Raw genomic sequence first — 26370 nt, forward strand, 5'->3', positions numbered from 1 at the left:
ACTTGGGGGCCTTCCCGGTGTCCGTCTACGTAGCCCACCGGCTCTTTGCCGCGCACGACCGCGCTCTCGCCGCCGACCTCGCCGACCGACTCGCCGCGAAGGTCGGTCCGGATCGCGTCTTCCTGCCGTTCTGCGACACGGACGAGGAGGACCTGGTCGCCGAGGTCAAGGGGCGCCGCCTGTTCGAGCTGGACCGCGAACGCCTTGGCCGCCTCGACGCCATGGTCGCCATCCTGCACGGCCCGAGCCTTGACGACGGGGTCTGTATGGAGATCGGATACGCCGCTGCTTCGGGCGTCCCGGTCATCGTGCTCACGACCGACTTCCAGACCTACTCGCTGACCGAGGCCGGCCCTCGCCTCGAATTCCCCGACCCCCTCCTCCAGGCCGTGGCCACACGCATCGTGCGCGTCACCAAGCTCGGACCGCCAACCCTGCCGTCGACTCCGCCCCCGTCCCGCTTCCCGGGCTTCCAGACGCGCAACGTGGCCCAGACGAACACGGCACTCGACGCGGCCGTCGACGCGCTGCTTGACCTCCCGGATCGTGCTCCCCGTCTCGTGGGTGTACCTCCCGTGATCGGCGCACCCGTCTACGTCGAAGCATCGCCGTACACGGCATGGGGTCGAGATCATCTGGCCAAAGCATGTGTCGACGCTGGCCACACGGTGATGGTGCCCCAGCGCTTCACGGCGTCGGACCCCCTAGCCGGGGCCCTGGCCGACCTGACCGCGGTGTGTTCGGCTGCTCGGCTCCTGGCCGACGTCTCCGGCGCAGAGACGCCGCCCGGAACCGCCCTGCTCATAGGTGCGGCTGCGGCAAGCGGCGTGCGGATCGCGGCCTTCCAACCGCGCCCGACGTTCACGCACGCCCATGGCCGGGAGCCAAACTGGCGGAACCTCATGATCCAGTACGCCGCCGACGCTCACCTCGACAACGGCGACGCCGTCCTGTCCTGGCTGGCCGCATGAACCTCGACGAGATCGTCGGCGAGTACCAGACCTTGGTCCTGGAAGGCTGCGACGGAGTCGGCAAGAGCACCCTCGGTGAACGCTTATCGACGGACCACGGCTTCGTCGTAGTGCACTCCCCGAAGACGCCCGACCATCTCGACCTGGCCACCCGCTACAGGAACATCCTCGCCGGCCCCGGACGCATCCTCTTCGACCGGTGCTTCATCAGTGAACTCGTCTACGGCCCCCTTCACCGGGGCCGGTCCCGGATCAACTGGAGCCAGGCGATCGACCTGGCCGAGAACGTCATCGAGCGTTCCGGCGTGCTCGTCCACCTGACCGCACCGCCAGCCGTCATCCGCCAGCGACTCCTTCAGCGCGATGGCGAGGCGGTCAGCCTGGAGGAGGTATCCGCGCTGGTGACGGGGTACGACAGGGTCTTCTCCACCCTCGCTGACTACACCCGCGTGCTCACCATCGACACAACGACTCTCGAACTCCCTTCGGCAGGGTGACGGCCTGCCGAAAGCCAGCACGCCGGCACACCGCTCCCGCTAAGCTTCGAAGGCACCTGCTGTACCGCCGCTGGAGGAGTCTTGGAGATCGGTTCCGCCCAGAAACTCGCCTGGGAAAACAAGACCCTCAAGGGATTCAACACCACCGACGTGGCCTTGGAGTTCGGCCTTCTTACCGCGGAGGTCGGCGAAGCCTTCACCGCCTGGCGCAAGGGGCTGCCCGATCTCGGGGAAGAGCTGGCCGACGTCTTCCTCTACCTGACGGCCCTGGCTGAGATGACCGGCGTGGACCTGGACTCCGAGGTTGCCCGGAAGATCGAGAAGAACACGCGGCGTACGTACGAGCGAAACGAGCACGGGGCTCAGATCCGGACGAGCGACACCTAGGTCTTCCACGGATCGACAGCTCGTGTGAGCGCCAACGGCGGCGGGCCCCCAAGCACTTGCCGGGGGCCCGCCGCCGTACATTGCTCGGTTGACGCCTCTAGGCGGCGAGGCCGTGACGCTCGCTTCTGCCGTCGCCCTGATCTCCACCTGCCTGCGGGCGCTCCAGGCCAAGCAACCTCAGCAGGTCAGCCGTCACCACCCGGTAGGCGTTCCCGAGACGCAGCACCTTGACCGGGTACTCCCCCTGCTTAGCGAGTCCGTATCCCGTTGATCGGCCGATCATCAGCGCTCGGTTTGAGGTGTCGAGGTCGATCACGGCAGGAAGGGCAAGCAGCTCGTCGCCCGTCAGCCCTCGTGCCTCACGGGACGGATCAGATGCCGCCATGGTGCTCTCCTAGGAATTTTTCGTGTCGCGGTGGTGCTGTAGGTGTACCACGAAGTTGCAGCAGCGCCTTCTGGCCGCCTAAAGTGTCGCTATGACACCTGATCAATGGCCGACAGCGTTCACCGGTCGGATCGCACGGCGCCTGCGGGACTCGCGCAAGGCCGCCGGCCTCACGATGGCCGAGGTCGCCCAAGGCTGTGCCGACCGCGGCTTGCCGGAGTTCACCGAGCACTCGATGAAGAATCTGGAGTCGGGGCGCAAGACGAGCGTCACCGTCGCGGAGGTCGTCGTACTGGCTGACGTCCTCGGCGTCCCGCCGGTGACTCTCCTCTTCCCACTCGGGTCCTCAGCCACGGTCGAAGCCCTCCCCGGTCGCGAAGTCTCCACCTGGGATGCGGTCGCGTGGTTCACCGGCGAGACGCCCTTGGCCGAGCCCGCCCCTGAAGGCTCCGCTCGGGACATCCTCGACCTCTTCCGTCAGCACGGTGACCTGGTGGCTGCCGCGATGTCTTCCCACGCCTTGGCCAGGGAAAGGCGGCGTTCGGCCAGCACCACCCTGGACCGGGCCCGCAGAGCCACCCTCCTGCAGCGCGCCGAGGGCTACGAGGAGCATGCATTCGAGGACTGCCAGGAACTGCGCACGTTCCGTGGCCGGATGCGCGACCGCGACCTGGCACCTCCGTCCCTGCCTGACGAGCTGGCCTTCGTCGACCAGCCCGAAACACCGACCCCCTCGGAGGACAGCGAGTGAAGAACGGCAACCTCATACGACGGTGCCGCTGCACGGACCCGAAGACCAAGAAGGAGTACGGCGCTTCCTGCCCCAAGCTCAAGTCTTCGCGCCGACACGGCACCTGGACCGCCGTCCAGGAACTCGAACCCAACCAGAACGGCGACCGCAGGCGGTTCCGTCGTGGCGGCTTCGAGACGTCCACCAAGGCCCAGGAGGAGCTGGACAAGGTCCGTGCCCTCATGGCCATCCCCGAGGAGGACGACGCCTGGGGCAAGACCCAGATCAGCGACCTCCTGGAGAACTGCGTCAAGGACAAGGACCCGGTCCCGGACTACGACGAGACCCGCCGCCGCTTCAAGACAGGGCAGTCCCTGAACTCCAAGGTCACCGTGGCGGAGTGGCTCGACACCTGGCTGGCGGGGCGCAAGCGTCTACGGCGTGGTGGGGCGACCCGCTACGAGTGCGATATCCGCGTCCACCTGAAACCGCATCTCGGCCACCTGCGCCTCGACAAGCTCCGCGTACACCACATCGATTCGATGTTCGACGCGATCAACGAGCGCAACATCGAGATCCAGGAACAGAACGCCCAGCGGCGCGTAGTGCGCGACGACCTCAAGGCCACGCCGAACAAGGGTGCCGAGAACCGCGCCCGACGCCATTGGCTGCGGGCTCAGCTCGACGCGATGCCTCCCTTTCGGCGGATCACCGGCCTCAACACCCAGCCGCATATCCGGGACACCCTGCGCGCCGCGCTGAACGTCGCCATCGCCCAGCAGGTGATGCCCGCCTTCAACCCGGCGGCACACGTAGAGTTGCTGCCGGGTACAAAGCCGAAGGCCCTCGTCTGGAGCGACGAGCGCATTGCGCGCTGGAAGGAGACCGGCGAGAAGCCTTCGCCGGTCATGGTCTGGACCCCCGAGCAGACGGCAACGTTCCTCGACTTCGTCGAGCAGGACCGGCTGTACGTGCTCTGGCGGCTCATCGCCTTCCGGGGGACACGACGTGGCGAAGGCTGCGGCGTCCGCTGGGAAGATCACTCGGCCAAGGCTCGCTCGCTCGCCATCGCCACCCAGCTCGTGCAGGACGGCTGGGAGGTCCACGAGGGCGCTCCCAAGACCGACAGCGGCATTCGCCTGATCGCACTCGATGAGGAGACGAACCAGGACCTCCTGTCTCACAAGGCCCGGCAACAACGGGAGCGGGCGGCGTGGGGCGAAGGCTGGCAGGACACCGGTCGGATCTTCACCCAGGAGGACGGCTCCCTTCTTCACCCTGGCAAGGTCAGCGACCTTTTCGAGCGTCTGGTGGAAGCCGCTGGTCTTCCTCCGATCCGGCTCCACGATCTTCGCCACGTCGCAGCGACGCTGATGCTCGCTGCCGGGGTCGACATCAAGGTGGTCTCCGAAACGCTCGGCCACTCGGACACGCGGATCACCCGGGACATCTACCAGTCGGTCCTGGACGATCTCGCTCGTGACGCCGCCGAAAAGGTCGTGCAGCTCGTGCCGCACGCCCGGAGGCCCTTGGCGGCGGTGAAGGACGGGGAGCCTACGGCCTCTCCCCGCCGGCCCAGGATGACGCCTCCGCGCAAGCGCGACGACGCCAAGGAAGAACGTTCCGCCTGATTTAGGCGTGAAGGAGCCCCGGTCAGCCGATAGGCCGGGGCTCCGGCTTGTGACGAACGTCATGCATCAGTGCTGCGGAGCGCCGTGAGTGCATCTTCCACGGCGCGGTGGAAGGTGGGGTAGGCGTACATCATGTGCCGCAGCCGGTCGACGGGGACCTCGGCATGGACCGCCACCACGAGGCCGTAGAGGACCTCGCCTCCCATGGGGCCGACGGAGGTGGCGCCGACCAGTACCCCGCGGTCCACGTCCTCGACGAGTTTGATCAAGCCCTTGTTGCCCGCCTTGTGGATCCAACCGCGGGCTGAGGACGGCACCAGGGCGGTACCGGTGCGCACCCGCAGGCCCCGCTCACGGGCCTGGGCTTCGCTCAGCCCCACCGAACCGACCTCCGGATCGGTGAAGGTGACCCGGGGCAGGGCGCGGTAGTCCGCGCCGGGTCCGGGTTCGCCGAGGACGGCACGGACCGCGATCTCGGCCTGGTACATCGCGACGTGCGTGAAGGCTCCGCGCCCGGTGACGTCTCCGACGCCCCACAGGCCCGGGCCCGCTCGCAGCTGCTCGTCCACGTCCAGGGCGCGGGCGTCGGGGTCGAGGCCGACCGTCTCCAGCCCGAGCCCCGCCAGGTTGGCGCGCCGGCCGGTGGCCACCAGCAACCGCTCGGCAAGGAGTTCCTCGCCGCCGCTGAGGGTGAGAGCGAAGGTGTCCGCGTCGTGACGCGCACGGGTGGCCTGTGCCCCGGTGCGTACGGTGATGCCTTCGGCGCTCAGCACCTCGGCGAGCAGGCCGCCCGTCTCCGGCTCCTCCGCCGGTAGCAGCCGTTCCGCCGCCTCGACGACCGTGACCGCCGTACCGAAGCGGGCGAAAGCCTGGGCGAGCTCGACGCCCACCGCTCCTCCGCCGAGCACCATCAGCGAGTGCGGGCTTTCCTTGGCGCTGGTCGCGTCGCGGTTGGTCCAGTACGGGACCATGTCCAGACCCGGCACCGGGGGGATCTGCGGACGGCTGCCGGTGGCGAGCACCACCCCGCGCCGCGCGGTGAAATGCCGCCCGTCGATCTCGACCCGCCCAGGCCCCGCCAGCCTGGCACGGCCCCGTACGAAGTGTCCGCCCTTGCCCGTGAAGCGGTCCACGGCCACCTGATCGTTCCAGTCGTCGGTCGCCTCGTCGCGGATGCGGGCGGCGACCGGTGCGAAGTCCGTGGTGACCTGCGCCTGGCCCGCCATCCCCGGGATACGGCGGGCCTCCGCGAGGAGGTTCCCGCCGCGGATCATCATCTTGCTCGGGATACACGCCCAGTAGGGGCACTCCCCGCCGACCAGCTCCGCCTCTACGCCGACGACGTCCAGCCCTTCCTCGGCCAGGCGCTCGGCGACATGCTCACCACCCACACCCATCCCGATCACCACGACATCGGTCTCCTGCGCCATGTCCGTCTCCTCGCTGAGGTACTTCTCCAGGGTCTTTCGAGGTGTACCGGGAACCCGGTGGGCGCTCCCGCTCCTTCCCCTTTCGGTCCTCCGTGCGGCGGCGTGGGAGCACCTCGTGTCATGGCGCCACCCCGGCAACGTGGCGTCACCGGCGAATGCGTCCTTCACCGTCCTGCGCGCTTCATCGCGGCGGGTCGACGCCGTGGCCAGGCAGGGCGCCGCCGGCCTGGTCGATAGCCGCCGCCGCGTTGATCAGCCCGACGTGGCTGAACGCCTGCGGGAAGTTGCCGAGCAGTTCACCGCTGCGCGGGTCGATCTCCTCCGCGAGCAGTCCGAGGTCGTTGGCGAAGGCGGTGACGCGGTCGAAGAGGACCTTCGCCCGGTCGGGGCGACCGGCCTGGGCGAGGGCGGAGGCGAGCCAGAACGAGCACAGCGCGAAGGTGGCCTCGCTTCCCGGGAGTCCGTCGATGTTCCGGTCGTCGGTCAGCCGGTAGCGCAGCACCAGCCCGTCGTCGGTGAGCTCCCGGGCGATCGCCTCGATCGTCGCGTTCATGCGCTCGTCGGTGGCGGGCAGGAATCCGTACAGCGGCATGAGCAAGGCGGCCGCGTCGAGTTCGTCGGAGTCGAACGCCTGCGTGTAGGCGCGTCGCCGTTCACTCCAGCCGCGTTCGAGCACGGCCGCGCGGATACGGTCCCGCTCGGCTTCCCAGGCTTCGGTGCGGGCGTGGTCGCCCAGGCGCGGGGCGAGTTTCACCGCGCGGTCGAGCGCGACCCAGCACAGCACCTTCGACGACAGGTGGTGGCGTGGTGTGCCGCGCATCTCCCACATCCCGGCGTCGGGTTCCCGCCAGCGGCGCGCTGCCGTGTCCGCCAGGGTGGCGGCGAAGCGCTGGATCTCCGGATGCAGCTCCCCGAGCCGCTCCTGGTACAGGTGCAGCGCGTTCAGCAGTTCTCCGTAGACGTCGAGCTGGGTCTGTGCCCATGCCGCGTTGCCGACCCGGACAGGGCTGGAGTCCCGCCAACCACGCAAGTGCGGCAGGAGGCGTTCGGTGAGGTCGTGTTCGCCGCCGACGCCGTACATGATCTGCAGCGAGGCGTCCGCACCGGCGTCTCCGCCGGCGGAGCTGGTCATGAAGGAGACGAAGTCGGCCGCCTCGTTGGGGCACGTGCCGTGGTAGAGGGCTTCGAGGGTCAGGCTGGCGTCGCGGATCCAGGCGTAGCGGTAGTCCCAGTTGCGCGTCCCTCCCACCGTCTCGGGCAGGGAGGTCGTCGGGGCGGCGACGATGGCGCCGGTCGGGCGGTAGGTGAGCCCCTTGAGGACCCGGGACGACAGCAGGACCAAGTCGCGGTGGGGGCCCTGGTAGATGTCGTGCTCCGCTTCCCAGGACTGCCACGCTTCGACGGTGTCGTCGATCCGCTCCGTCACCCGCTCGGGAGCGGTGGGCTCGGGCGGCGCCACTTCCGGGGGCGCCCACACGAGGGAGAAGCCGAGCCGCTGCCCGGCCGTCACGCGCAACGTGGCCCGTACGCAGGCGGAGCCCTCCTCCAGGGGAACCGGGGAACGTACGGCGATCTGATTCGGGCCGCCGAACGTGCGCATGCCACCGTCGGTGAGACGCAGAAGTGGCCGTACGAGCCCATATTCGGGGCGGGGCACCAGCTCGATGTCGAAGGCGACCTCGCCACTCAGCCCTTGGATCTCGCGCAGCAGTTCGTGCGGCGGGCGCGTGCCCAGCTCGTGGCCGCGCTGGCCCTCGGGGACGGCGAGCGCGTCACGCAGGCACGCTGTGCCGGACGCGGTGGTGAACCTCGTTTCGATGACCAAGCTGCCCTGCAGATAGCGGCGCGTCACCTCGAACCGGCCTGTTGGTGTGATCGACCAGTGGCCGGCTTCGGGGGCGAGCAGGCGTGCGAACAGGGCCGGGCTGTCGAAGCGCGGCACACACATCCAGTCGATGGACCCGCGACGGTCGAGGAGGGCGGCGGAGCTGCCATCGGCGAGCATCCCGTAATCGGCGATGGGAGTGGACATGGCTACTGGGGCCTTGACCTGGACGCTACGCCGCCGCCGGCGACCTCGTTCCTCCGCCTTCCACGACGGCGGGTCGTCGGCATGTCCGCTGGGGCAGCTGACTGCCACAGTGGTGCACTGCGCGGCGAAGTGGTGAGCTCTTGATCTGGCCGCCAAGAGCCAGCAATCAGCGCCGGTACCACCGCGAATGCCATGTCCCACTCCTGTTCATTCCGTGAGTCGGAAATCCGTCGTCCGACAGTGATGAAACCCGCTCGGCACTGGTGAGGCTTCCATCGGCGCTGGCACGTTCAGGGACACGCCGTCCGCGGAAGCGGGGAAGGCGGAAGAGCCTCACATTTGATGGAAACAACGGGTACAGGGCTTATGCGAGTGCTTGCGCGAGTTCCCGTAGGTCCTCGGCCGTGTATGTCGGGGGCAACATGACCTGTGGATAGTGCGCCGCTCCCCGCCGTAGCCATGCGCCGCGGAGTCCGGCGCGCTGTGCACCGTCGATGTCCCACGGGTGGACTGCCACCAGCACTGCTTCGTCCGGACGTACTCCAGTCTGTTCCACGACGTGCTGGTAGGCAGCTCGGGCCGGTTTCCAGTGGCGCGGCCCGCTTACGTCCAGATGGCCCTCGAAGCAGTCCGTGAGTCCTGCTCGGCCAAGGAGCCGTTCGCTGAGTTGCGAGCTGCCGTTGGTCATGGTCACCAGCCGAAATCCCCCCTCGCGAAGAGCACGGACGCCGTCGGGCACGTCCGGGTGCACGTCCAGGCGGGACAACCCGTCCAGCACGTGACCGGCCGCCTCCTCGACGTCGCCGGACCATCCGGGCACGCCGGGCAGCAACACCCGCAATCCCTCTCGCGCCACGGCGGAGAACTCCGCGAACGCTCCGGCAGCGGTGAGTGCGAAGCCATCACGGAGGACGCCTGCGAACCAGAGGCGGAACAAGGACGGCGGGGCGCCGATCTCCTCGAAGCGGCTCTCCAGCGGGCTCATGTCGCTGAGCGTCTCGTTGACATCGAACACGAGCACGTCGCGGGCGTTCTGGCGCGGCACAGTGCCCTCCAAAAGTCATAGGCGAACGAATTGCCAGCTTCCTGTACAAGCCTTTCTGTGCCCTGAGCTGAGCGTACGCACGCGGCGCAGTCGCGGCACGCCCTGACCGTCTTCCGGATGGCCAGAAGCTCCGGAGTCCGGTCAGCCGGCCGGGGCCAGGGCGGGACCGGCGGCGAGCACGGCCAGGAAGCCGATCCGCACGTCGGTCCGTGCGCGCGCCGTGCACACCGCCGTTCGGCCCAGCACAAGCGGCATGTCTGCGCCGGTGCCGCACGGATGCAGTGGCCCGACGACACCCGGTCCCGTCCCCGGCCCGTGACGTGTTCCAGCTCTCCGCTGGGGACGATCCACGCCGTGTCGGGAAGCGCTCCGTAAGCGATGACGTTTCTGTTCTGTGGGAGCCGCTGAGAAGCCTCTCCTCTTGGAGAGTTCGCTAGGCGCCCGCCGGGGGCGTCGTGCCGTGTTCCGCATCGTCGTCCCCGGCCGGTGGGTCGCTCAGGAGCGATGTGCCGAACGCGCGCAGGCGGTCCACCGCTGCGCTGTCGGGGTCCGTCCGGCGGGCCAGCGCGTTGTGGATCTCCTGGTAGACGGACGCCTCCAGGCCGCAGCGTCGGCAGTCCTCCAGGTGCGCCGCGACCCGGCGTGCGGTGACCTCGTCGGTTTCGCCGTCGAGGTAGGACTGCAGCACGCGGGCGACCTGCATGCAGTTCATTCGGCGCTCGGCCGCTGCACGCCGCCACCATGGACGCCTCTTCACATCACACCTCGCTTCGGTGCCAGTCCTGCCGTGGCCAGCCGTGCCCGTATCCGCCTTCGTGCCCGGTGCAGCCGGCTCATCACGGTGCCTTCGGGCACATCCAGCAGGTGGGCGGCCTCCGCATAGGTGAGACCGTCGATGTCCACCAGCTGCACCACTTGACGGTGCTTGTCCGGCAGCGCGCCAAGGGCCTCGTCCACCACCTCGTCGAACGCCTCACCCACCACGATCTCTTCCGCCGACCCGCTGGGGCCCGTGGTGCTGAGCCGATCCAGATCGGTGTCCGGGTCGTCCAGAAGGTGGGGACGGCGGCGGCGGTGCCGGTTGATCTCGGCCCGCCGCATGATCGTCAGCAGCCACGCGCGGGGATGCTTCCCGTCAAAGCGGTCCACGGCCCGGTAGGCGCGCAGAAGGGTGTCCTGCACGAGGTCCTCGGCATCCGCCGGCTGCGCGGTCAGCGTCATCGCCACCCGCAGCAGCACCTCCACCTCCGGCAGCACATAGGCGGCGAACGCCTGACCCCGAGGGTCCACAGGGTCCGGCGGCGCTGTCACTTCGTCTTCCACATGGCGGAAACCCCTTCTGCCTGGACCCGCATTCCATCTTCTTCCTTCTTCTTGTGCTCTGCGGTCCCCTCTGGTGCCGCCGTGGCCGGCGGCGAGGCGAGACGCCGTGCGCAGGCTGGAATGCGGCGTACGGCGGGAGGGGTTTCCGCTGCATGAAGAGGCAGCGCGTTCCCGGGACAGGGCGAGTGTGGGCGGAGTGCCGGGAGAAGATACGGCATATGCGACTGCGTGGCGAGGTGGAGGCGTACGCCGACGGACAGCTCACCGGTGCGCGCCGCGGGCGGGTGGCCGCCCACATCGCCTGCTGCTGGGCCTGTAGCGGCAGCCTGCAGTTGCTCCAGCTCATCAAGGCGTCCCTTCGGCACAGTCCACAGCGCACGCCTCCCTCACTCACATCGGCCCGGGTACGGCGCTTTGCCCACCAGCTCACCGTCCCGCCTGGCTCCGGCCGACCCGGCGGCTGACGGTCTGCGCCATGTCGCGCACGCCGAGGCCGAGAACCGCGATACAGCCGGTTCGCGGTGCGGCGGTAGCCGTGAGATCCCCTTCGCTCGGAGGGCGATCTCGCAGCCTTCCAGGGTTGGCCCGGCGCACGTGTGTGAGAACGATGGGACCCCGGCCATCTGGCCGGGGTCCTTCAGGTTGCGGGCGGTGGTAGGTAAGTGGCTGGTGAGTTCTCCGGTGAGCCTGCCGTGGAGGTCGGCGATCGGGTCGTTCAGACCGATGATCTCCAAGCTCTTGCCCCGCTGGGCGTACTTCGTCTCGATGGCGTCGAGCGCGGCCACCGAGGAGGCGTCCCAGACGTGCGCGGCGCTCAGGTCGATGACGATCTTGTCGGGGTCGTCGGCGTAGTCGAACTGGCCGACGAGGTCGTTGGGCCAGGCGAAGAACAGCTCACCGGTCACGCAGTAGACCACGGTGCCGCCGTCGGGGTCGGCGACGGCGGTGACGTTGGCGAGGTGGGCGACGCGCTTGGCGAAGATGACCTTCGTGGTGACCGAGCCGACGACGACGCCGGTGGCGAGGTTGTCGGTGGCGATCACGCAGACCACGGTGATGACCATGGCGGCGATCTCGCCGGTGGGTATCCGCTTGAGGGTCTTCGGGGCGATGGAGTGCCAGTCGAAGGTCGCGAAGCGCCTTGGAGCGCGTGCGCAAATATGAGCAGGACGCCACCGAGCAGGTCGGCACCCTCCGCGTCCAGCTCTCCCGTGCCGAGGACTTCGCCGCCACCCTCGGCGCCCGCCTGCAACAGAAGGTGTCGGTTGCTCGCCTCTGAACCCGCCGGTCCGCCTCACTGAACGCGGCGGCAGGCGCAGCACCACGCGGCGGGGTCGCTCGGGCAGAGATCCGCTGCAGATGACGGCCGCCGTCACGGTCACGGCTGGTGCGGCCCGTGCGTCAACGCTGCAGGCAGCACCGTACGGCTGCCTCAGGCGCTCGCCCGAGCGAGTCGAGCAACTCATCGCGGACGGAGTCGGGCAGCCTTCGCCCCGGCTGGGCGGACGTTCCGTGAATGGGTCGTGATCGCCGACCGTCACGCGACCCGATGGACTGAACTGATCGACGAGGCGCGCACGTTCGTCAGTGAGGGGCAGCGGCCCACGGGGACGGATGGGGACGCGCCATGAATTCTCAGCCTGTCCGGTCCGTCACTGGGCGCGCGCTGAGCCGGGACGCGCCCCAGACCAGCGCGCTGATCAGCATCAGCAACGTGAGCGGGTAGAAGAGCGGGCGCAGGGGGATCAGCACCGGCAGGAGTGCCGCTGCCGTGCTGGTGCCCAGGACGAGCAGGAACGTCGGTACGCAGCAGGCGAATCCGAGCAGAAACGAGGGCAGGACCCCGAGCAGCCGTGCGTATCCGCCTCCGCTCCCGGGCCGGCGGCAGGAGGCCGCCTGCCGGGCCGCGTACCCCGCGACCGCGACGTTGCAGCCGACCAGCACAGCGACGATCGCACCGAGCAGTACGTTGACCGGGCTGAGGAACACCGCCACATGCTCCGTCGGATGCCAGGCGACTACCGGCTCGAACAGGTACGGAGCCCGGACCTTGAACAGCTGTCCGAGGGCGGTTCGCAACACGGGCGCGCCGGTGAAGCGGCCGGAGGGCGACACGTTGAGATCGCCGGTGGAGAACAGATACGCCACCAGCACCACAGCGGCGGCGATCAGTCCGGCCCAGCGGTGGCGGCGTACGGCGAGCGCGCCGCGTACGCGTCGGGGAGTGACCACGATGGCGGCGACCATGGCATCCCAGGCGCCTCCGGCCCTGGCAAGTGCGTCGGTCAGCCTTCTCATTGCCGTACCTGGCTGTTGGGGTAGAAGGCGTACCAGGCGAACCACATCGAGTCGAGGTGGTCCGCCGGCTCCCACTGGTCGCCGACACGCTGGAGAACACGGGCGGTTCCGAGCTTGTCATCCCAGTGGGCTTCGACCTGTGAGCCCCCGACGGTCGCGCGCACGGTCCCCGTGGTGCGGACGAGGTCCCTGTGGATGGCCAGCCGCTCATCGCCGACGCGTACGCCGATGACGACATCCTTGTCGGGGAAGCGGTCGCTGGCGGCCAGTACGGGGAAGAGCGTGCCCTGCTTGGCGTAGTAGCCAGCCCGGTCCGGATATCCGTCGTAGGAACCGTACGGGTCACTGCCGTAGCCGCGCAGCGCCCCGGTGTCGGTGGAGAGAACATCCGTGTCGGGGTGGGCGGTGCGCCACTGCTTCCACGTCGTCCACACGAGCGGGACGGTGTCCAGCTGAGTGCCCTTGAGCGGGCCGCTTACGGCGGTGCCGAGCAGCTGGGGCCACTCTGAGCCGGTCTCACGGTCGTACATCAGCAGGTTGGAGTTGACCAGCCGGCCGGTGGTGCCGAACGTGAGTTCCTGCGTACCGGCCGGGGCGGAGAAGCCGATCGCCGTGCCGGTCAGCGGGCAGTAGGTGACCGCGAGCGGCTCACCGCCCAGTGTGTCGTTGACGATCTCGTGCCACACCAGCACGAGCTGCGGGTAGGCCCGGACCTCGCCGCGGTACTCCAGGCCGAACACCGGGTCGTCGTCGGCAAGGAAGGACGCGTCGCCAGCCGGGACGAAGCGGGGCCGGTCGATGGAGGGGATGCCGTCCTTGCCCGGGCCACCAGAGACAGCTGCGGCGGCGAGGGCATCCAGCGACGGGTCCTGCCCCGCCTGGGAGGCGGTGACCGACGCCGGCGGCCGGTCATCCGGGCCCGAGACGGCCTGCCAGCCGATGACACCACCGCCCACGAGCAGCACGACGACTCCCCCGATAACGCCGGCGCCCTTGACGACCTGGCGCCGGTCCCGCCTGGGATGCCGCTGACCGTTCACCGTGCATCACCCGCTTCGGCAACACCAATCCCCCACCTGCAATCGTCCCGCGCATGAGTCGCTGGTTCGGTGACCGCGCTCACAGTTCTCGCGGCACGTCCGGCCCTAGCGTTCAGATCACGAGGCTGCGGATGGTCCCCGGTGCGCTGTCGCATGGTGACGGCGGCCGTTCGCCTCGTTCGGGCAGAGGACCGGGATTCCGGCCGCACACGAGCTGGGTGACCGGCGCCGCCACCGCACTCGGGTCTGGGTCTTTGCTCCCCCGCGGTCGGCGGCGCTCGTCCCGGTGCAGGCGTTCATGGCCGCCTCGGTGATCCTGTCGAGGCACACGCGCACGGGCCCGAGGTTCACGCCCTCGGCTGCTTCGGGATCTGCCTCACGCAGCAGCCCAGCTGGTCCAGTCTCGTCCAGGACGCCGTGGCGCAGCTCGCCACGGACACCTTCGAGTGCAAGGGGTTGCGCCCGGAACCCCGTAGTGGAATGGAGGTGGGACACGATGCCGGCACCCAGTGGGCCTCGCCTTCAGGATGGTGCGGCAGCCGCCATGCGCGAAGGGCTGATCATGGTGCTGTGCTGCGCAGGCCCGCTGCTCTTGGAGGGCGGGACCATCAGCGGCCTCGGCGCAGCCCTGCGCAACCCATGGCTGATCACCGTCGGGGCGGTGGCGATACTCACCTCCGCTATTCCATGTCCTTCGATGCCGGGTCCGGCGCCGCCACGGTGCGGGGCCGGACGACTGCTACCCGGCCTCCTCCCTGTCGCCACGACCGGGACCGGTTGACAAGCGGCCCGGCCGCACCAGCGAATAGTGGGAGCGCCTCAGCATCGGTTCCCCCCAACACCGCGTTCGCGCAGGGCGCCACCAAGGCGGCCGGACTCAGTGCCCGGGCTGTGCTCGCCCCGGAGATGCCGAAGGGCGAGTGTCTGCCCGCCCCGGGGCCTGAGGTCGGTCAGCAGCAGCCTGCTGGCGCCTGCGCACCTGGCCCGCTCATCGAGTCCGCGGGGCCACACGGGAACAGGCCGAAGTGCCGCCCCTTGTCACCGGTGATGGTGAAGTGGGCCGCGTATCGGGTGGCGGCGAGCATGTCGGCGGTGTTGCCGCAGACGAGCATCGGCTTACCGGTGCGGAAGCGGTGGTGGTCGTCGAGGTCGAAGGCGTGGGGGTGCTCGGCGACGGTGCCGCGGTAGACGGCGACCTGGCCGTAGTCCTCGCAGCGGTCCTCCAGGGGGAGCTTGAAGGCGCGGACGGTACGGGAGGTGAAGGTGGCGAAGCCGATCTTCCGCTCGATGTCCGGGTCGCTGATCTCCACCGGGGAGGTGGCGATGGTGCGGGCGTCCGGGCAGCCGGCGCGTTGAAGGATGCGGCGGAAGTCCTCGGTGTACAGGGCGCCGGCGAGGCATTCGCCGACGAGGACGGGATCGTCGAGGAGGGGGGTGGGCAGGCGGCGGTCGGCGAAGATGTCGGAGAAGTACAGCTCGCCGCCGGGCTTGAGGACGCGGAAGATCTCGGACAGGACGCGTGGCTTGTCCGGCGACAGGTTCACCACGCAGTTGGAGACCACGACGTCCACGGAGGCGTCCGGGATTCCGGCCGTGGCCAGGTCTTCGATGTAGCCGTGGCGGAAGTCGGTGTTGGCGTAGCCGAACCGTTCGGCGTGCCAGTCCTGATGGCTGCGCGCCACGGCCAGTTGTTCCTCGGTCATGTCGACGCCGATCACCCGGCCGGTGGGGCCGACCAGTTGGGACAGCACGTAGACGTCCCGCCCGCTGCCGCAGCCCAGGTCGAGCACAGTGGCCCCGTCGAGTCCGGGCGGGATGGGCGAACCGCAGCCGTAGAAACGCTCCATGACCTCGTCGTGCACCTGCGCGAGCGCGGCGGCGATGTGGGGCGGCGGTGCCGTGTCCGTGCAGCAGGCCGAGGTCTTCAGGTCCGCGGAGGAGGCGAGCACCCTTCCGTAGTAGTCCCTGACCGATTCCGCCACGGACGAGAGGGGCGTCTGCTGCCCCGGGGATACGGCAATCGTCGTCATGTCTCTCCCTGATGAGTGCTCTCTCGTGCTCCGGCCGGTGGTTCGCCGGGGCCGCGACGGGAACCCGCTGTGCGGCGGTTGTCATTCCCCCTCCCGCTGTGCCGTGATCCGGACGGGTCTCAGGTCAGCGGCGGTCAACCACCGGTGTGCAGGGCTGATGCCGCCCACCGCGCTGCGAGGCGCGGCGGGCTACCTCCAACATCAGCACGGCCTTCCTCCCTCTCGGGACGTTCGCCGGCGGCCTCCCCCCGGGTCGTCACCGGCTTCCGGCAGTCGCGCCGGCCTCGACGCTGCGGGAGTGGACCAGCCGCGCTGCCCACCAGCTGCCCGCGCTCAGCACGAGCAGAGCGCCCAGCGCGATCCACAGCCCCGGCGAGCCGGGGTCACCCAGAAAACCGCCGAGCCCGGTGTAGACGACCGTGCCCGGGATGATGCCCAGGGCCGTGGCCGTGACATAGGAGGAGAAGCGGACACCGGCCACCCCCGCCCCGTAGTTGATCACCGAGAAGGGGAACAGCGGCACCAGCCGCACGAGCAGCACGGCCGCGAACCCGCGGCGTGTCAGGTAGGCGTCCAGCCGGGCCAGCCGCCCCGACCCGGCATAGCGGGCTACGACGGGACGCCCCAGCCAGCGGGCGAGGCCGAACGACAGGGCCGCACCTGCCGTCGCTCCCACGAGCACGGCCGCCACCCCCAGCGGCAGCCCGAACAGCGCCCCCGCGGAGGCGGTCAGTACGGAGCCGGGCAGCAGTGCCGTCACGGCTAGGGCGTAGCAGACCGCGAAGACGACCGGCCCCCACATGCCGAGCGAGTCGACCCACTGGCGTACCTCGCGCAGCAGGTCCCCGCCTCCCAGTGCCACCCAGGCTCCGAGCGCCACCAGCAGGACCACGAGGACGGCCAGCCGTATCCACGCCGCGCGCCGGCCTCCGCGCCACCCCGTCCAGGACCGCGCCGGAATCCGGTCCGGTGTCGGGCGGCGTGGGCTCGGTGGCGGAGGAGGGGGTTGCTTGGTGCTTCATGTGGGCTCCTGTGACGGTGGTTCGGTGGGAAGGTGGGCCACCACGCGGCGCAGCGGCAGCTCCAGGCGTCGCCCCGGGGCCGCCCACCGTGCCAGGGAACGCTTGGCGGCCTGGGAGCGGTCGGGTGTCAGTCCGGGCAGATACAGGGCATCGGCCAGCAGGGCCGCTGCGTCGGCCGAGTCGATGGCGAGGGTGAAGACGCGTCGCTCGTCGGTGCGGACGCGGAAGCCCGCCGTGCGCAGCACAGCGGCCAGCCCGTCGCGGGCCTGCGGGTTGGGCCACGGCTGGCGTAGGGCGCGCAGGGCTGCCATCACCCGGAGCCAGCCGAGTATGCCTGACGGGGAGAGCCCGGACTGGGAGGGCACCAGCGCCGCGAGCGTCCCCCCGGGGCGCAGTACGCGCCGGATCTCCCCGAGGACCTGCGGCAGGGGGGTGACGACCGGCAGGCACATGGCCGCGCAGACCGCCCCGGTGCTCGCGGAGGCGGCCGGGAGCGCGTCCGCACCGGCCCGGATTAGCGGTCCGCGGCCCCGGCGTGCCGCTTCGGCGAGTTCTGCCGCCGACAGGTCGATCCCGACCCAGTCGGCGTCCGGGAGCTCATCGCGGGTGGGCGCCGAGCCGCATGCCACGTCGAGGACCGTGCCCTCGACACCGCGCAGCGGTTCGGCCAGCCAGGCGTAGGGGGACGCACCGGCCAAGGAGAAGAGCTGCTCGGTGATGCCGGGGTGCGCCTGGTGGTAGGCGGCGATGAAACGCCGCCAGTCCGGTTCGTCCATCCAGCCTTCGCCCCTCATCCCGATCTTCCGACCTGTGGGGCCGCTCGCCCCCTGCGCTCTGCGTCGGGAACCCTGCCGGGCCGGTCCCCCATTCCGTTTCGGACACGCCGGAGGCGCACGGATGACACGGGACGCTCATCGTGGCCGTGATCGTGGGGCTGAGAAAGGGAAGGCCCCGGCTGTGTCAGCGGGTTTCCCCCACGTCCCACAATCGCGCGCCGCCCGTCCTACGGCGGCCCACCGACTGGAGAGAGCCCGCACCATGAACAGGTACGACCTGGTGGTCATCGGCGGCGGAAGCGCCGGCCTGACCGCGGCCCGCACCGCCGGGCGTTTCGGGGCCCGCACACTGCTCGTCGAGCGGGACCGGCTGGGCGGGGACTGTCTGTGGACGGGATGCGTACCGAGCAAGGCGCTGCTGCACGTCGCCGCCGACGTCCAGGCGGCCCGCCGAGCCGCTGCCTACGGTCTCCCGCCGGTGACCGGTCCGGCCGACCTCGCGGCGGCCATGGCGGAGGTGAAGCGGGCGATCGGTGCGATCGAACCGCACGACTCGGCCGAGGCGCTCGCCCCGTTCGGCGTCGACGTCACCTACGGCGCGGCGTCCTTCACCGGCCCGGGAACCCTGACCGCAGGCGGCAGCGAGGTCTCCTTCCGGTACGCGCTGATCGCCACGGGCTCCTCGCCGGCCCTGGTGCCTGTCCCGGGCCTGGCCGAGGCCGACCCGCTGACCAGCGACACCGTGTGGGAGCTGTCCGAACTCCCGCGCCGCCTGGTGGTGCTCGGCGGCGGGCCCATCGGCTGCGAGCTGGGTCAGGCGTTCGCCCGGCTCGGTGCGCAGGTCACCCTCGTGGAGGCCATGGAACGCCTGGTGCCCCGCGAGGAACCTCAGGCGGCACAGGTGCTGCGGGCGCGGCTGGAGACCGAGGGCGTCACCGTGCTGACCGGCTACCGCGCCGAGCGAGTCGATGCCGATGCCGTCCACGGGCCCGGCGGCCCTCTCCCGTACGACGCGCTGCTGGCCGTCACAGGCCGCCGCGCCAACATCCAGGGGCTCGGCCTGGAGGCGGCCGGTGTGGAGCTGACCGACACCGGCCACGTCCGCACCGACGACCGGCTGCGCACCACCAACCACCGGATCTACGCCGCCGGCGACGTCACCGGCCGTTCCGCCTTCACCCACCTGGGCGGCACGCAGGGCGGAGCAGCCGCCGCCGACGCTCTCCTGGGCGTACGCCGGCCCATCGACTACCGGGCGGTGCCCTGGGTGACGTACACCGACCCCGAGATCGCCCGGGTCGGTCTCACCGCCGACGAGGCGCGCGAAGAGTACGGCGACAGCGCACGCGTCCACACGCTGGAGAACGACCGGGTCGACCGGGCCGTCGCCGACGGCCGCACCGAGGGCTTCACCACCCTCGTCCTGGGCCCGCGTGGAAAGATCGTCGGAGCCACGGTGGTCTCTCCGAGGGCCGGGGAGACCATCGCCCATCTGGCGGCGGCGGTGCGCCTGGGCTGGACACCTTCCGACTACGCCCGCACGGTGCACCCCTATCCGACCTACGCCGACGGGCCCTGGCACGCGGCGCTGGCCGACGTCTACGCCCGCCTGGCCCGTGGCAGCGGTGTCATCGGGGCGCTGCTGAAGCTCCGCAGAGGGGTGGCCCGGTGATCCTCCGCATCGTCCTGGGCGCCGTCCTGGCGGCGATGGCGCTGGGCCAGCTCGCCTCGTTCGACGCGATGCCCGCCATCCTGACCACCTACGGCCTGACCTCCGGAGCGGCCTCGACCGCTCTGGCCGTGGCGTTGATCAGCGCCGAGGTGGTGACGGCCGGCTGGTTCCTTGCCCGGCCCCGCTCCCGCGCCGCCACGCCCGTCTGGCTGTACACGGGCGTCGCGGTGGTGTGGTCGGTGCTGGCCGCCCAGGCGTTCGCCCGCGGGCTCGTCCTGGACAACTGCGGCTGCTTCGGGACCTACCTCGCACAGCCGCTGCGCTGGTACGTCCTGGTCGAGGACGCGCTGATGCTGCTGTACGCCTGCCTGCTGTGGCGCGCGCTGCGGCGGGCCCGGCCCACCCCCCTCACCGACCGAACCTCGACGGCAGCCCCGGCACCGCAGGAGAACCACTGATGCGGATCATCGCGGCACTGCGCGCCCTCGAACGCGCCACCCGCCCCTACGACAGTGAGTTCGCCGAGGCGATGGAACGCCGCTGGGCGGAACTTCCCGACGCGGCCAGGACGCCCGGCCAGATCCTGGGGCGGCACGGCGTCGGCTGCGAGGGCACCCACGGCGTCTTCCCCAAGTGCAACCTCAAGTGCACCCCCTGCTACCACTCCCGGGACGCCAACCAGGTACGCGTCGACGGCCCGCACACCCACGACCAGATCGCCGCGCAGATGCGCCTTCTGCGTCAGCTGCGAGGCCCCCGCGCCCACACCCAACTCATCGGCGGCGAGGTCAGCCTGCTCACCCCCGACGACCACGCCGCCGCCCTCGCGATCATGCGGGACCACGGCCGGGAACCGATGAGCTTCACCCACGGCGACTTCGACTACGACTACCTCACCCGGCTCGCACTCGGCCAGGACGGCAAACGGCGCTTCGGGCGGCTGTCCTTCGCCGCGCACTTCGACAAGTTCATGTACGGCCGGCGCGGCATCGAACGCCCGCCCGACGAAAAGGCGCTGAACCCGTACCGGGCACGGTTCGCCGCCATGTTCCTCCGTCTGCGGCGCGAGCACGGAGTGCGGTTCTTCCTCGCCCACAACATGACCGTCACCCCGGGCAACCTCGACGAGATCGCAAGCGTGATCCACGACTGCCACGCCATGGGCTACGGCATGTTCTCCTTCCAGCCCGCCGCCTTCCTGGGCGACGAGCGCCGCTGGAAGGAGAAATTCCGCGAGGCGACCCCGGACGCGGTGTGGGCGGAGATCGAACGCGGCGCCGGAACCCGGCTGGACTACCGCGTCTTCGAGAACGGCGATGTGCGCTGCAACCGCACCGCCTACGGCTTCTACGTCGGCCAACGCTGGTATCCGTTCCTCGACGGCGGCGACCCGCGCGACCTCGCCGTACGCGACGCGTTCTTCCGCTACTTCGGAAAGGTCACCTTCACCGGCACCCCACCCGCCCTCCTCGCGGCCAGGCTCCTGCGGGTGGTGGCCAGCCACCCGTCCACCGCGGTGACGGCGCTTCGCTGGCTGGCCCGCACCATGCGCCGCTTCGGACCGCTGCGGCTGGCCCGCCACCGGATGCGGGTGCGCCCCGTCACGTTCGTCATGCACCAGTTCATGGACGCCGACGTCGTCGCCCCGGCCTGGGAGATGATGCAACGCGGCGAGCAGGCCGCGGAGCCCCGGCTGCGCGAGACCCAGGAGCGGCTGGCCGCCTGCCACTACGCCATGGCCCACCCCGAGGACGGCACCCTCGTCCCCGCCTGCGTGCAGCACGCCGTACTCGACCCGGCCGAGAACGCGGCACTGCGCACTCTGCTGCCGATCGTCGAGGTCCGCACCACCGCCGGCCGCCCGTCCGGCACGTCACCGAAGGAGAAGTAGTTTCATGCGCATAGGCGTGATCACCGGATCCGGCAGCTACGACTGGCCCCACCTGGAGGAGGCGGCCGAGCGGACCGTCGTCACGGAGCACGGGGAGGTCACCGTCACCGAGGGGCGCCTCGGGAACGCGGAGATCGTGCAGTTGTCCCGGCACGGCGCCGGTCACCACCGGCTCTCCAGCCAGGTGGACCACAAGGCCAACCTCGCCGCCCTGCTCGCCTGCAAGGCAGAGGCCGTGGTGTCCTTCACCGTCTGCGGCTCCCTCGACCCGGACCTGCCACCGGGCTCCCTGGTGGTCTTCGACGACCTGTACTTCCCCGCCAACCGGCTGCCCGACGGCACCCCCTGCACCTGGTACGACACACCCGGCGAGGCCGGGCGCGGCCACTGGATCTTCGACCGGCCCTTCAGCGAACCGCTGCGCCAGGCCCTGATCACCGCCGCCGAGCAGACCGGGGTGCCTGCCGCCACGCAGGGCGTGTACGGACACGTCGACGGCCCCCGCTTCAACTCGCGCCCGGAGGTGGCCGCCCTGGCCGCCGCCGGGGTCAGTGCCGTCAGCCAGACCGCAGGACCGGAGGTCGTCCTGGCCGGTGAGGCCGAACTACCCATGGCGCTGGTCGGTTTCGTCACCGACTACGCCAACGGCGTCGCCGCAGAACCGGAACCGGTGCAGGCACTGCTGGACCGCATGGCGGCGAGCAAGGAGGTCTTCGCCACACTGGCCGGGCACGCGCTTCCTTCCCTGGACGTCGTGAGCGGGGCCGGTTTCGTCTACCGGTTCGACACGTGAGCGCCGCCCACCGCGGTACCCCCGCGATCCTGGTCATGGCCAAACCGCCCCGGCCCGGCACGGTCAAGACCCGGCTGCATCCCCTGCTGGGCCCGGAGCGCTGCGCGCAACTCCAGGCCGAACTCATCCGCCACACCATGGAACTGGCCACTGCCCACACCCGACGCAGCTACCTCGCCTACGCCCCGGGTGACGGCGGGGACGCCATCAGCACGGCAGTGCCCGTCGGCGTCCGGTTGCTGCGCCAGCGTGGTGAAGACCTCGGACAGCGCCTGGCCGCGTCCGTCACCGACGCCTTCACCGACGGCGCGGGCCCCCTGCTGGTCATCGGCACCGACGCACCGACCCTCACCGCCGACCGCCTGAGCGCCGCGTTCACCGCCCTGGAATACCACGACGTGGCGCTGGGCCCCGCGCTCGACGGCGGCTACTACCTGATCGGCCTTCGAGCACCCCACACTGCCCTTTTCGCCCTCGACCCGGATGTCTGGAGCACCGACCGTGTACTCGCGGCGACCCGCGCCCTCGCCCACGGCGAAGGGCTGAGCACGGGACTGCTGCGTCCACTGCGGGACCTGGACACCCCCGAGGACGCCGCCGCGCTCCTGACGGATCCGGCGCTGCCCACGCCGATCGCCGCCCTCCTCCAGCCCGCGGAGAGACCATGACGCAGGTGTCGATCATCGTCCCGGTCCTGAACGAAGAGGCCACGATCCACAGCGCGGTGAGCCGCCTGTGCCGGGACTTCCCCGACTGCGAACTGATCGTCGTGGACGGCGGCTCCACCGACGCCACCGTCGAACTCGCCGCTCTCCACGCCACCGTGATCGGCAGTGAGCGCGGCCGGGCCCTGCAGATGAACGAGGGCGCCCGGCACGCGTCCGGGAACATCCTGTGGTTCATCCACGCCGACACCGCCATCGAGCCCGAAGCCCTGGGCCAGATCCGGGCCGCGCTCGCAGACCCGGCCGTGGTCGCAGGCGGCCTCACTCTCCGCTTCGACCGCCGGACACCCGGCCTGAACTACCTCGCGTGGACGTCCAACGCCCGCGCGCGGCGCCTCCATCACATCTTCGGCGACCAGGCCATGTTCATCCGCCGCACCGTCTTCGAGGCTCTCGGCGGCTTCCCCGACCTGGCGATCATGGAGGACCTGGAGATGTCGCGGCGTCTGCACCGGCGCGGCCGACTGAGCCTGCTGCCCGCCACGTCGACGGCCTCCTCACGCCGCCTGGTCGCTCACGGGACCTGGCGCATGATCGCCTTCATGCAGTACCTGAAGCTGCTGTACTTCGCCGGCGTCGACCCAGAGGCCATTCGCGTCCGCTACACCGCAGGCCCCCGCCTCCTGCCGAACAGAAGCCCGAGAGCGGCACGAACCAGACGCACCTGAACGCCCCCTTGTTCCTTTCGCCCTCGACTCGCCCTCGACACTTTTGGAGACCGACCTCATGCGCATCGCAGTCTGCGGAGGGCCCTACGGAAACCCGTACGCCCTGCAGTCCTTCGTCGACGACGCCCGTGCCCGGGGCGCCGAGCGGCTGTTCTGTCTGGGCGACCTCGGCGGATTCGGCGCCGACGTCGACGCGCTGTGGCCGATCCTGACCGACAACACCGTCGAGTGCGTCGCCGGGAACTACGACGTGGCCATCGCCCGGGGCGACACCGACTGCGGCTGCGGCTACCGCGACCCCAAGGACAACGAGTACGCCCAGCTCATCTACGACCACACGCTCGCCACTACCGGCCGCGACTTCGCCGCCTGGATGGGCACCCTGCCCACCGAGCGCCGGGAGACCATCGACGGCGTCGACGTCCACATGGTCCACGGCTCGACGCTGGCGCTGAACGACTTCTGGTGGGAGTCGCTCCCCGAGGAGCAGCACCGCCTGCGAGTAGAGGCGTCCGGGGCCGATGTCGTGCTGTGCACCCACAGTGGTCTGCCCTGGCAGCGGCGCATCGGCGACACCCTCGCCGTCAACGTCGGCGTGCTCGGCAAACCCGCCAACGACGGCCGCCGCGAGGTCTGGTACGCGATGCTCGACCTCTCCGACGGGCACGTCACCGCCGAGCTGATCCCGCTCGCGTATGACTGGCGGGCGCAGGCCCGTTCGATGCGCGCCGCCGGGCTGCCCGAAATCTTCGCCGAGACCATCGAGACCGGCTGGTGGACCACCTGCCTGGAGATCCTGCCGCCGCAGGAGTGTTCCCGGGGCCGCTACCACCTCTACCGCTCCACCCTGCCCTCCGGCTTCCGCCCGGCGAACGACGGCTGGGGAGAGACCACGCCCCAGGCCCTTCAGAGCGACCGGCCGGTGGTCCCGCTGTTCGGCACCCCCTACTTCCCCTCCCGGCTGTGGATCTACACCAACTTCCACTGCAACCTGGCCTGCGACTACTGCGCGGTCGCCTCCTCCCCGAAAGCACTCGCCCGCAGCCTGCCCGCCGACATCTTCCGCGCCCTGGTCGACGAGGCCGTACAGGCCGGGTTCACCGAGCTGTATCTCACCGGTGGTGAGCCCTTCCTGCACCCGGACATCGTCGGCCTCCTCGACTACGCCTCCGCCGAGCTGCCCACCGTCGTGATGACCAACGCGATGCTGCTGCGCGGCCGTCGCGCCTCCGGCCTCGCGGAGCTGGCCGGACGCAAGCTCACCGTCCAGACCTCCCTGGACGGCGCCACCGCCCACACCCACGACCTCCACCGCGGTTCCGGCTCCTGGCAGCGCACCCTCGACGGCATCCGCCACCTGATCAGCCTCGGGTTGCCTCCGCGCGTCGCTCTCACCGAAACCCCGGAGAACACCCACGAGGTTCCCGCGGTCGCCGAGCTGCTGGCCGGACTCGGCCTGCCCGCCGACCACTTCGCCGTACGGCCGCTGCTGCGCCGCGGCTTCGCCGAGACCGGGGTGGAGATCGGCGAGGACTCCAGCATCCCCGAGCTGACCGTCACCGCCGACGGGCTGCACTGGCACCCCGCCGGCGCCGACCTCGCCACCAGCCCCGATCTCCATCTCGCGCCCGCCGGAACCCCGCTCACCGCGGGCAAACAACTGGTCACCGAACGCTTCTTCGCCGCCCGCCTCACCGACGGCACCCTGCCCCGCCCCGTCCACTGCGCCATCTGAGACGTACGAGTACCGAAAGGAAGTCGACCATGCAGCGACACGTCGCAATCCTCGGCGCCGGGCCCGTCGGCCTCGACGCCGCTCTCGCCTGCGCCGACGCCGGATGGCCGTTCACCCTCTACGAAGCCGGCGACACCGTCGCCGCCCACCTGCGGGCCTGGGGCCATGCCCGCCTCTTCACTCCGTGGGACCTGAACGTCTCGGGCCGGATGAGGGCCCACCTGCCGGGCGCCCCGGCTGGCGGCGACTGCCCCACCGGGGCCGACCTGGCCACCCGCCTGCTCGACCCGCTCGCCGCACTGCCCACCCTCGAAGGCCGCATCAGGCTACGCACCCGCGTCGCCGGCATCGCCCGCACCGGCCTGCTCAAACACGAGCACATCGGCACCGACACCCGCGCCGCCGCCCCCTTCACCCTCCTCCTGGACACCCCCGACGGCGAGGACACGGCGGAGGCCGACCTCGTCCTGGACTGCACCGGCACCTACTCCCACCCCAACACCCTGGGCCCCGGCGGCATCCCCGCCCCCGGCGAACGCGCCCTCACCGACCGCATCACCCACACCCTCCCGGACACCGGCGACACCGGCGACACCGGCCGGTGGGCGGGCACCGTCCTGCTCGTCGGCGCCGGAAAGTCCGCCCAGACCGCGGCCCGCGACCTCGCCGCCCTGCCCGGCACCCGCGTCCAGTGGGCGGTGCGCGGCACGGCGCCCGACTGGGGCGCCGTACCAGGCGACACGCTGCCCGGCCGCCAGCACCTCGTCGACACCTCCCGGGCCCTCGCCGACGGCGCCAACGACCGCGTCACCGTCCACAACGGCGCCCACGTCCAGGCCCTGAGCCCCGACGGTGACCGGATCCGCGCCTGCCTCACCACCGAGGGCGGCCCGCGCGAGATCGTCTGCGACCACGTCGTGGCACTGACCGGCTACACCGGCGACGCCTCCCTCTACCGGCAGCTGCAGGTCCACGAGTGCTACGCCACCGGCGCCCCCATGAACCTCTCCGCCGCCCTCCTCGGCTCCGCGGGCGGCGACTGCCTCGCCCAGCCGTCCCTCGGGATCGAGGCCCTGCGCAATCCCGAACCGCACTTCTTCATCCTGGGCGCCAAGTCCTACGGCCGCCTCAACACCTTCCTGCTGCGCACCGGCTACGAGCAGATCGACCAGCTCACTGCCGCGTACGCCGAAGAATCACTTCTGCTACCTGCCGGTACGTAAGCGTGATCACATACCTTCCCCATGCACTGGTCATAGCGTCGACAAGGAAGGAAGCCACACGCAGAC

Annotated in this window: 24 protein-coding genes and 2 pseudogenes; 14 read left to right on the forward strand and 12 right to left on the reverse strand. The window is 70.5% G+C overall.

Going from position 1 to position 26370, the window contains the following annotated elements; translation table 11 throughout:
• The first annotated feature begins 17 nt into the window (after positions 1-17).
• The 3 genes from AB0903_RS22310 to AB0903_RS22320 all read left to right on the forward strand — a co-directional run bounded on the left by AB0903_RS22310 (position 18) and on the right by AB0903_RS22320 (position 1855).
• A complete protein-coding gene (locus tag AB0903_RS22310; RefSeq protein WP_366705359.1) occupies positions 18-971 on the forward strand; it encodes a nucleoside 2-deoxyribosyltransferase in 954 nt (317 codons plus the stop codon).
• Positions 968-1468: a hypothetical protein gene (locus tag AB0903_RS22315; RefSeq protein ID WP_366705361.1), complete on the forward strand. Its 501-nt coding sequence runs from the start codon at positions 968-970 to the stop codon at positions 1466-1468. Before AB0903_RS22310 ends, AB0903_RS22315 begins: the two co-directional genes overlap by 4 nt.
• Positions 1469-1549: 81 nt before the next feature.
• Complete coding sequence (locus AB0903_RS22320; RefSeq protein ID WP_366705363.1) at positions 1550-1855, forward strand: MazG-like family protein; 306 nt, start codon at positions 1550-1552, stop codon at positions 1853-1855.
• Between the two features lie 97 nt (positions 1856-1952).
• Here AB0903_RS22320 and AB0903_RS22325 read toward each other — a convergent pair whose 3' ends face one another.
• Positions 1953-2240 (reverse strand): hypothetical protein, encoded by a 288-nt coding sequence (locus AB0903_RS22325; RefSeq protein ID WP_366705365.1) that lies wholly within the window; start codon positions 2238-2240, stop codon positions 1953-1955.
• A gap of 91 nt (positions 2241-2331) precedes the next feature.
• Here AB0903_RS22325 and AB0903_RS22330 point away from each other — a divergent pair, with 91 nt between their 5' ends.
• On the forward strand, positions 2332-2991 hold the full coding sequence (locus tag AB0903_RS22330; protein ID WP_366705367.1) for a helix-turn-helix transcriptional regulator: 660 nt from the start codon (positions 2332-2334) through the stop codon (positions 2989-2991).
• Positions 2988-4601: a tyrosine-type recombinase/integrase gene (locus AB0903_RS22335; RefSeq protein ID WP_366705369.1), complete on the forward strand. Its 1614-nt coding sequence runs from the start codon at positions 2988-2990 to the stop codon at positions 4599-4601. Before AB0903_RS22330 ends, AB0903_RS22335 begins: the two co-directional genes overlap by 4 nt.
• A gap of 59 nt (positions 4602-4660) precedes the next feature.
• On the opposite strand, the gene AB0903_RS22340 is transcribed toward AB0903_RS22335, so the two are convergent.
• The 6 genes and pseudogenes from AB0903_RS22340 to AB0903_RS22365 all read right to left on the reverse strand — a co-directional run.
• Positions 4661-6031, reverse strand: coding sequence for an NAD(P)/FAD-dependent oxidoreductase (locus tag AB0903_RS22340; RefSeq protein ID WP_366705371.1), 1371 nt, complete (start codon positions 6029-6031; stop codon positions 4661-4663).
• A gap of 181 nt (positions 6032-6212) precedes the next feature.
• Positions 6213-8063 (reverse strand): glycoside hydrolase family 15 protein, encoded by a 1851-nt coding sequence (locus AB0903_RS22345; protein WP_366705373.1) that lies wholly within the window; start codon positions 8061-8063, stop codon positions 6213-6215.
• Between the two features lie 364 nt (positions 8064-8427).
• On the reverse strand, positions 8428-9108 hold the full coding sequence (locus AB0903_RS22350; protein WP_366705375.1) for a haloacid dehalogenase type II: 681 nt from the start codon (positions 9106-9108) through the stop codon (positions 8428-8430).
• A gap of 433 nt (positions 9109-9541) precedes the next feature.
• Positions 9542-9811: an anti-sigma factor gene (locus tag AB0903_RS22355; protein WP_366705377.1), complete on the reverse strand. Its 270-nt coding sequence runs from the start codon at positions 9809-9811 to the stop codon at positions 9542-9544.
• 50 nt (positions 9812-9861) lie between these two features.
• Positions 9862-10419 carry an RNA polymerase sigma factor gene (locus tag AB0903_RS22360; RefSeq protein WP_366705379.1) on the reverse strand — a complete coding sequence of 186 codons (558 nt, stop codon included), beginning with the start codon at positions 10417-10419 and terminating at the stop codon, positions 9862-9864.
• A 674-nt stretch (positions 10420-11093) separates the two neighbouring features.
• A pseudogene (locus tag AB0903_RS22365) lies at positions 11094-11567 on the reverse strand (STAS domain-containing protein); the annotation flags it as partial.
• Between AB0903_RS22365 and AB0903_RS22370 the strand changes: the two are divergent.
• Positions 11567-11710: pseudogene (locus AB0903_RS22370) on the forward strand (MerR family transcriptional regulator); the annotation flags it as partial. The pseudogenes AB0903_RS22365 and AB0903_RS22370 sit on opposite strands and share 1 nt — an antisense overlap.
• Before the next feature lie 356 nt (positions 11711-12066).
• On the opposite strand, the gene AB0903_RS22375 reads toward AB0903_RS22370, so the two are convergent.
• The 5 genes from AB0903_RS22375 to AB0903_RS22395 all read right to left on the reverse strand — a co-directional run bounded on the left by AB0903_RS22375 (position 12067) and on the right by AB0903_RS22395 (position 17597).
• A complete protein-coding gene (locus AB0903_RS22375) occupies positions 12067-12729 on the reverse strand; it encodes a hypothetical protein (protein WP_366705381.1) in 663 nt (220 codons plus the stop codon).
• Positions 12726-13769 carry a DUF3179 domain-containing protein gene (locus AB0903_RS22380; protein WP_366705383.1) on the reverse strand — a complete coding sequence of 348 codons (1044 nt, stop codon included), beginning with the start codon at positions 13767-13769 and terminating at the stop codon, positions 12726-12728. Before AB0903_RS22380 ends, AB0903_RS22375 begins: the two co-directional genes overlap by 4 nt.
• 950 nt (positions 13770-14719) lie before the next feature.
• The gene (locus tag AB0903_RS22385) at positions 14720-15799 is read right to left on the reverse strand and encodes a methyltransferase domain-containing protein (protein ID WP_366705385.1); all 1080 of its coding nucleotides are present in this window, start codon (positions 15797-15799) and stop codon (positions 14720-14722) included.
• Between the two features lie 256 nt (positions 15800-16055).
• The gene (locus AB0903_RS22390; RefSeq protein ID WP_366705387.1) at positions 16056-16679 is read right to left on the reverse strand and encodes a TVP38/TMEM64 family protein; all 624 of its coding nucleotides are present in this window, start codon (positions 16677-16679) and stop codon (positions 16056-16058) included.
• Between the two features lie 138 nt (positions 16680-16817).
• Positions 16818-17597, reverse strand: a complete 780-nt coding sequence (locus AB0903_RS22395; RefSeq protein ID WP_366705389.1) for a class I SAM-dependent methyltransferase — start codon at positions 17595-17597, stop codon at positions 16818-16820.
• A 262-nt stretch (positions 17598-17859) separates the two neighbouring features.
• Here AB0903_RS22395 and AB0903_RS22400 point away from each other — a divergent pair, with 262 nt between their 5' ends.
• Genes AB0903_RS22400 through AB0903_RS22435 form a run of 8 tightly spaced genes read left to right on the forward strand, consistent with a single transcriptional unit; the run spans position 17860 to position 26304 of the window.
• Positions 17860-19269 (forward strand): FAD-dependent oxidoreductase, encoded by a 1410-nt coding sequence (locus AB0903_RS22400; protein WP_366705391.1) that lies wholly within the window; start codon positions 17860-17862, stop codon positions 19267-19269.
• Complete coding sequence (locus AB0903_RS22405) at positions 19266-19727, forward strand: MauE/DoxX family redox-associated membrane protein (RefSeq protein WP_366705393.1); 462 nt, start codon at positions 19266-19268, stop codon at positions 19725-19727. Before AB0903_RS22400 ends, AB0903_RS22405 begins: the two co-directional genes overlap by 4 nt.
• Positions 19727-21160, forward strand: a complete 1434-nt coding sequence (locus AB0903_RS22410; RefSeq protein WP_366705395.1) for a radical SAM domain-containing protein — start codon at positions 19727-19729, stop codon at positions 21158-21160. Before AB0903_RS22405 ends, AB0903_RS22410 begins: the two co-directional genes overlap by 1 nt.
• A 4-nt stretch (positions 21161-21164) precedes the next feature.
• On the forward strand, positions 21165-21953 hold the full coding sequence (locus AB0903_RS22415) for an MTAP family purine nucleoside phosphorylase (protein WP_366705397.1): 789 nt from the start codon (positions 21165-21167) through the stop codon (positions 21951-21953).
• Positions 21950-22621: a TIGR04282 family arsenosugar biosynthesis glycosyltransferase gene (locus AB0903_RS22420; RefSeq protein WP_366705399.1), complete on the forward strand. Its 672-nt coding sequence runs from the start codon at positions 21950-21952 to the stop codon at positions 22619-22621. Before AB0903_RS22415 ends, AB0903_RS22420 begins: the two co-directional genes overlap by 4 nt.
• On the forward strand, positions 22618-23346 hold the full coding sequence (locus AB0903_RS22425) for a TIGR04283 family arsenosugar biosynthesis glycosyltransferase (RefSeq protein WP_366705401.1): 729 nt from the start codon (positions 22618-22620) through the stop codon (positions 23344-23346). Before AB0903_RS22420 ends, AB0903_RS22425 begins: the two co-directional genes overlap by 4 nt.
• A 58-nt stretch (positions 23347-23404) precedes the next feature.
• Positions 23405-25081 (forward strand): radical SAM protein, encoded by a 1677-nt coding sequence (locus tag AB0903_RS22430; protein WP_366705403.1) that lies wholly within the window; start codon positions 23405-23407, stop codon positions 25079-25081.
• 29 nt (positions 25082-25110) lie between these two features.
• On the forward strand, positions 25111-26304 hold the full coding sequence (locus AB0903_RS22435) for a hypothetical protein (protein WP_366705405.1): 1194 nt from the start codon (positions 25111-25113) through the stop codon (positions 26302-26304).
• Positions 26305-26370 lie beyond the last annotated feature (66 nt).

It is taken from the genome of Streptomyces sp. NPDC048389 (assembly GCF_040706335.1).
Lineage (GTDB): Bacteria > Actinomycetota > Actinomycetes > Streptomycetales > Streptomycetaceae > Streptomyces.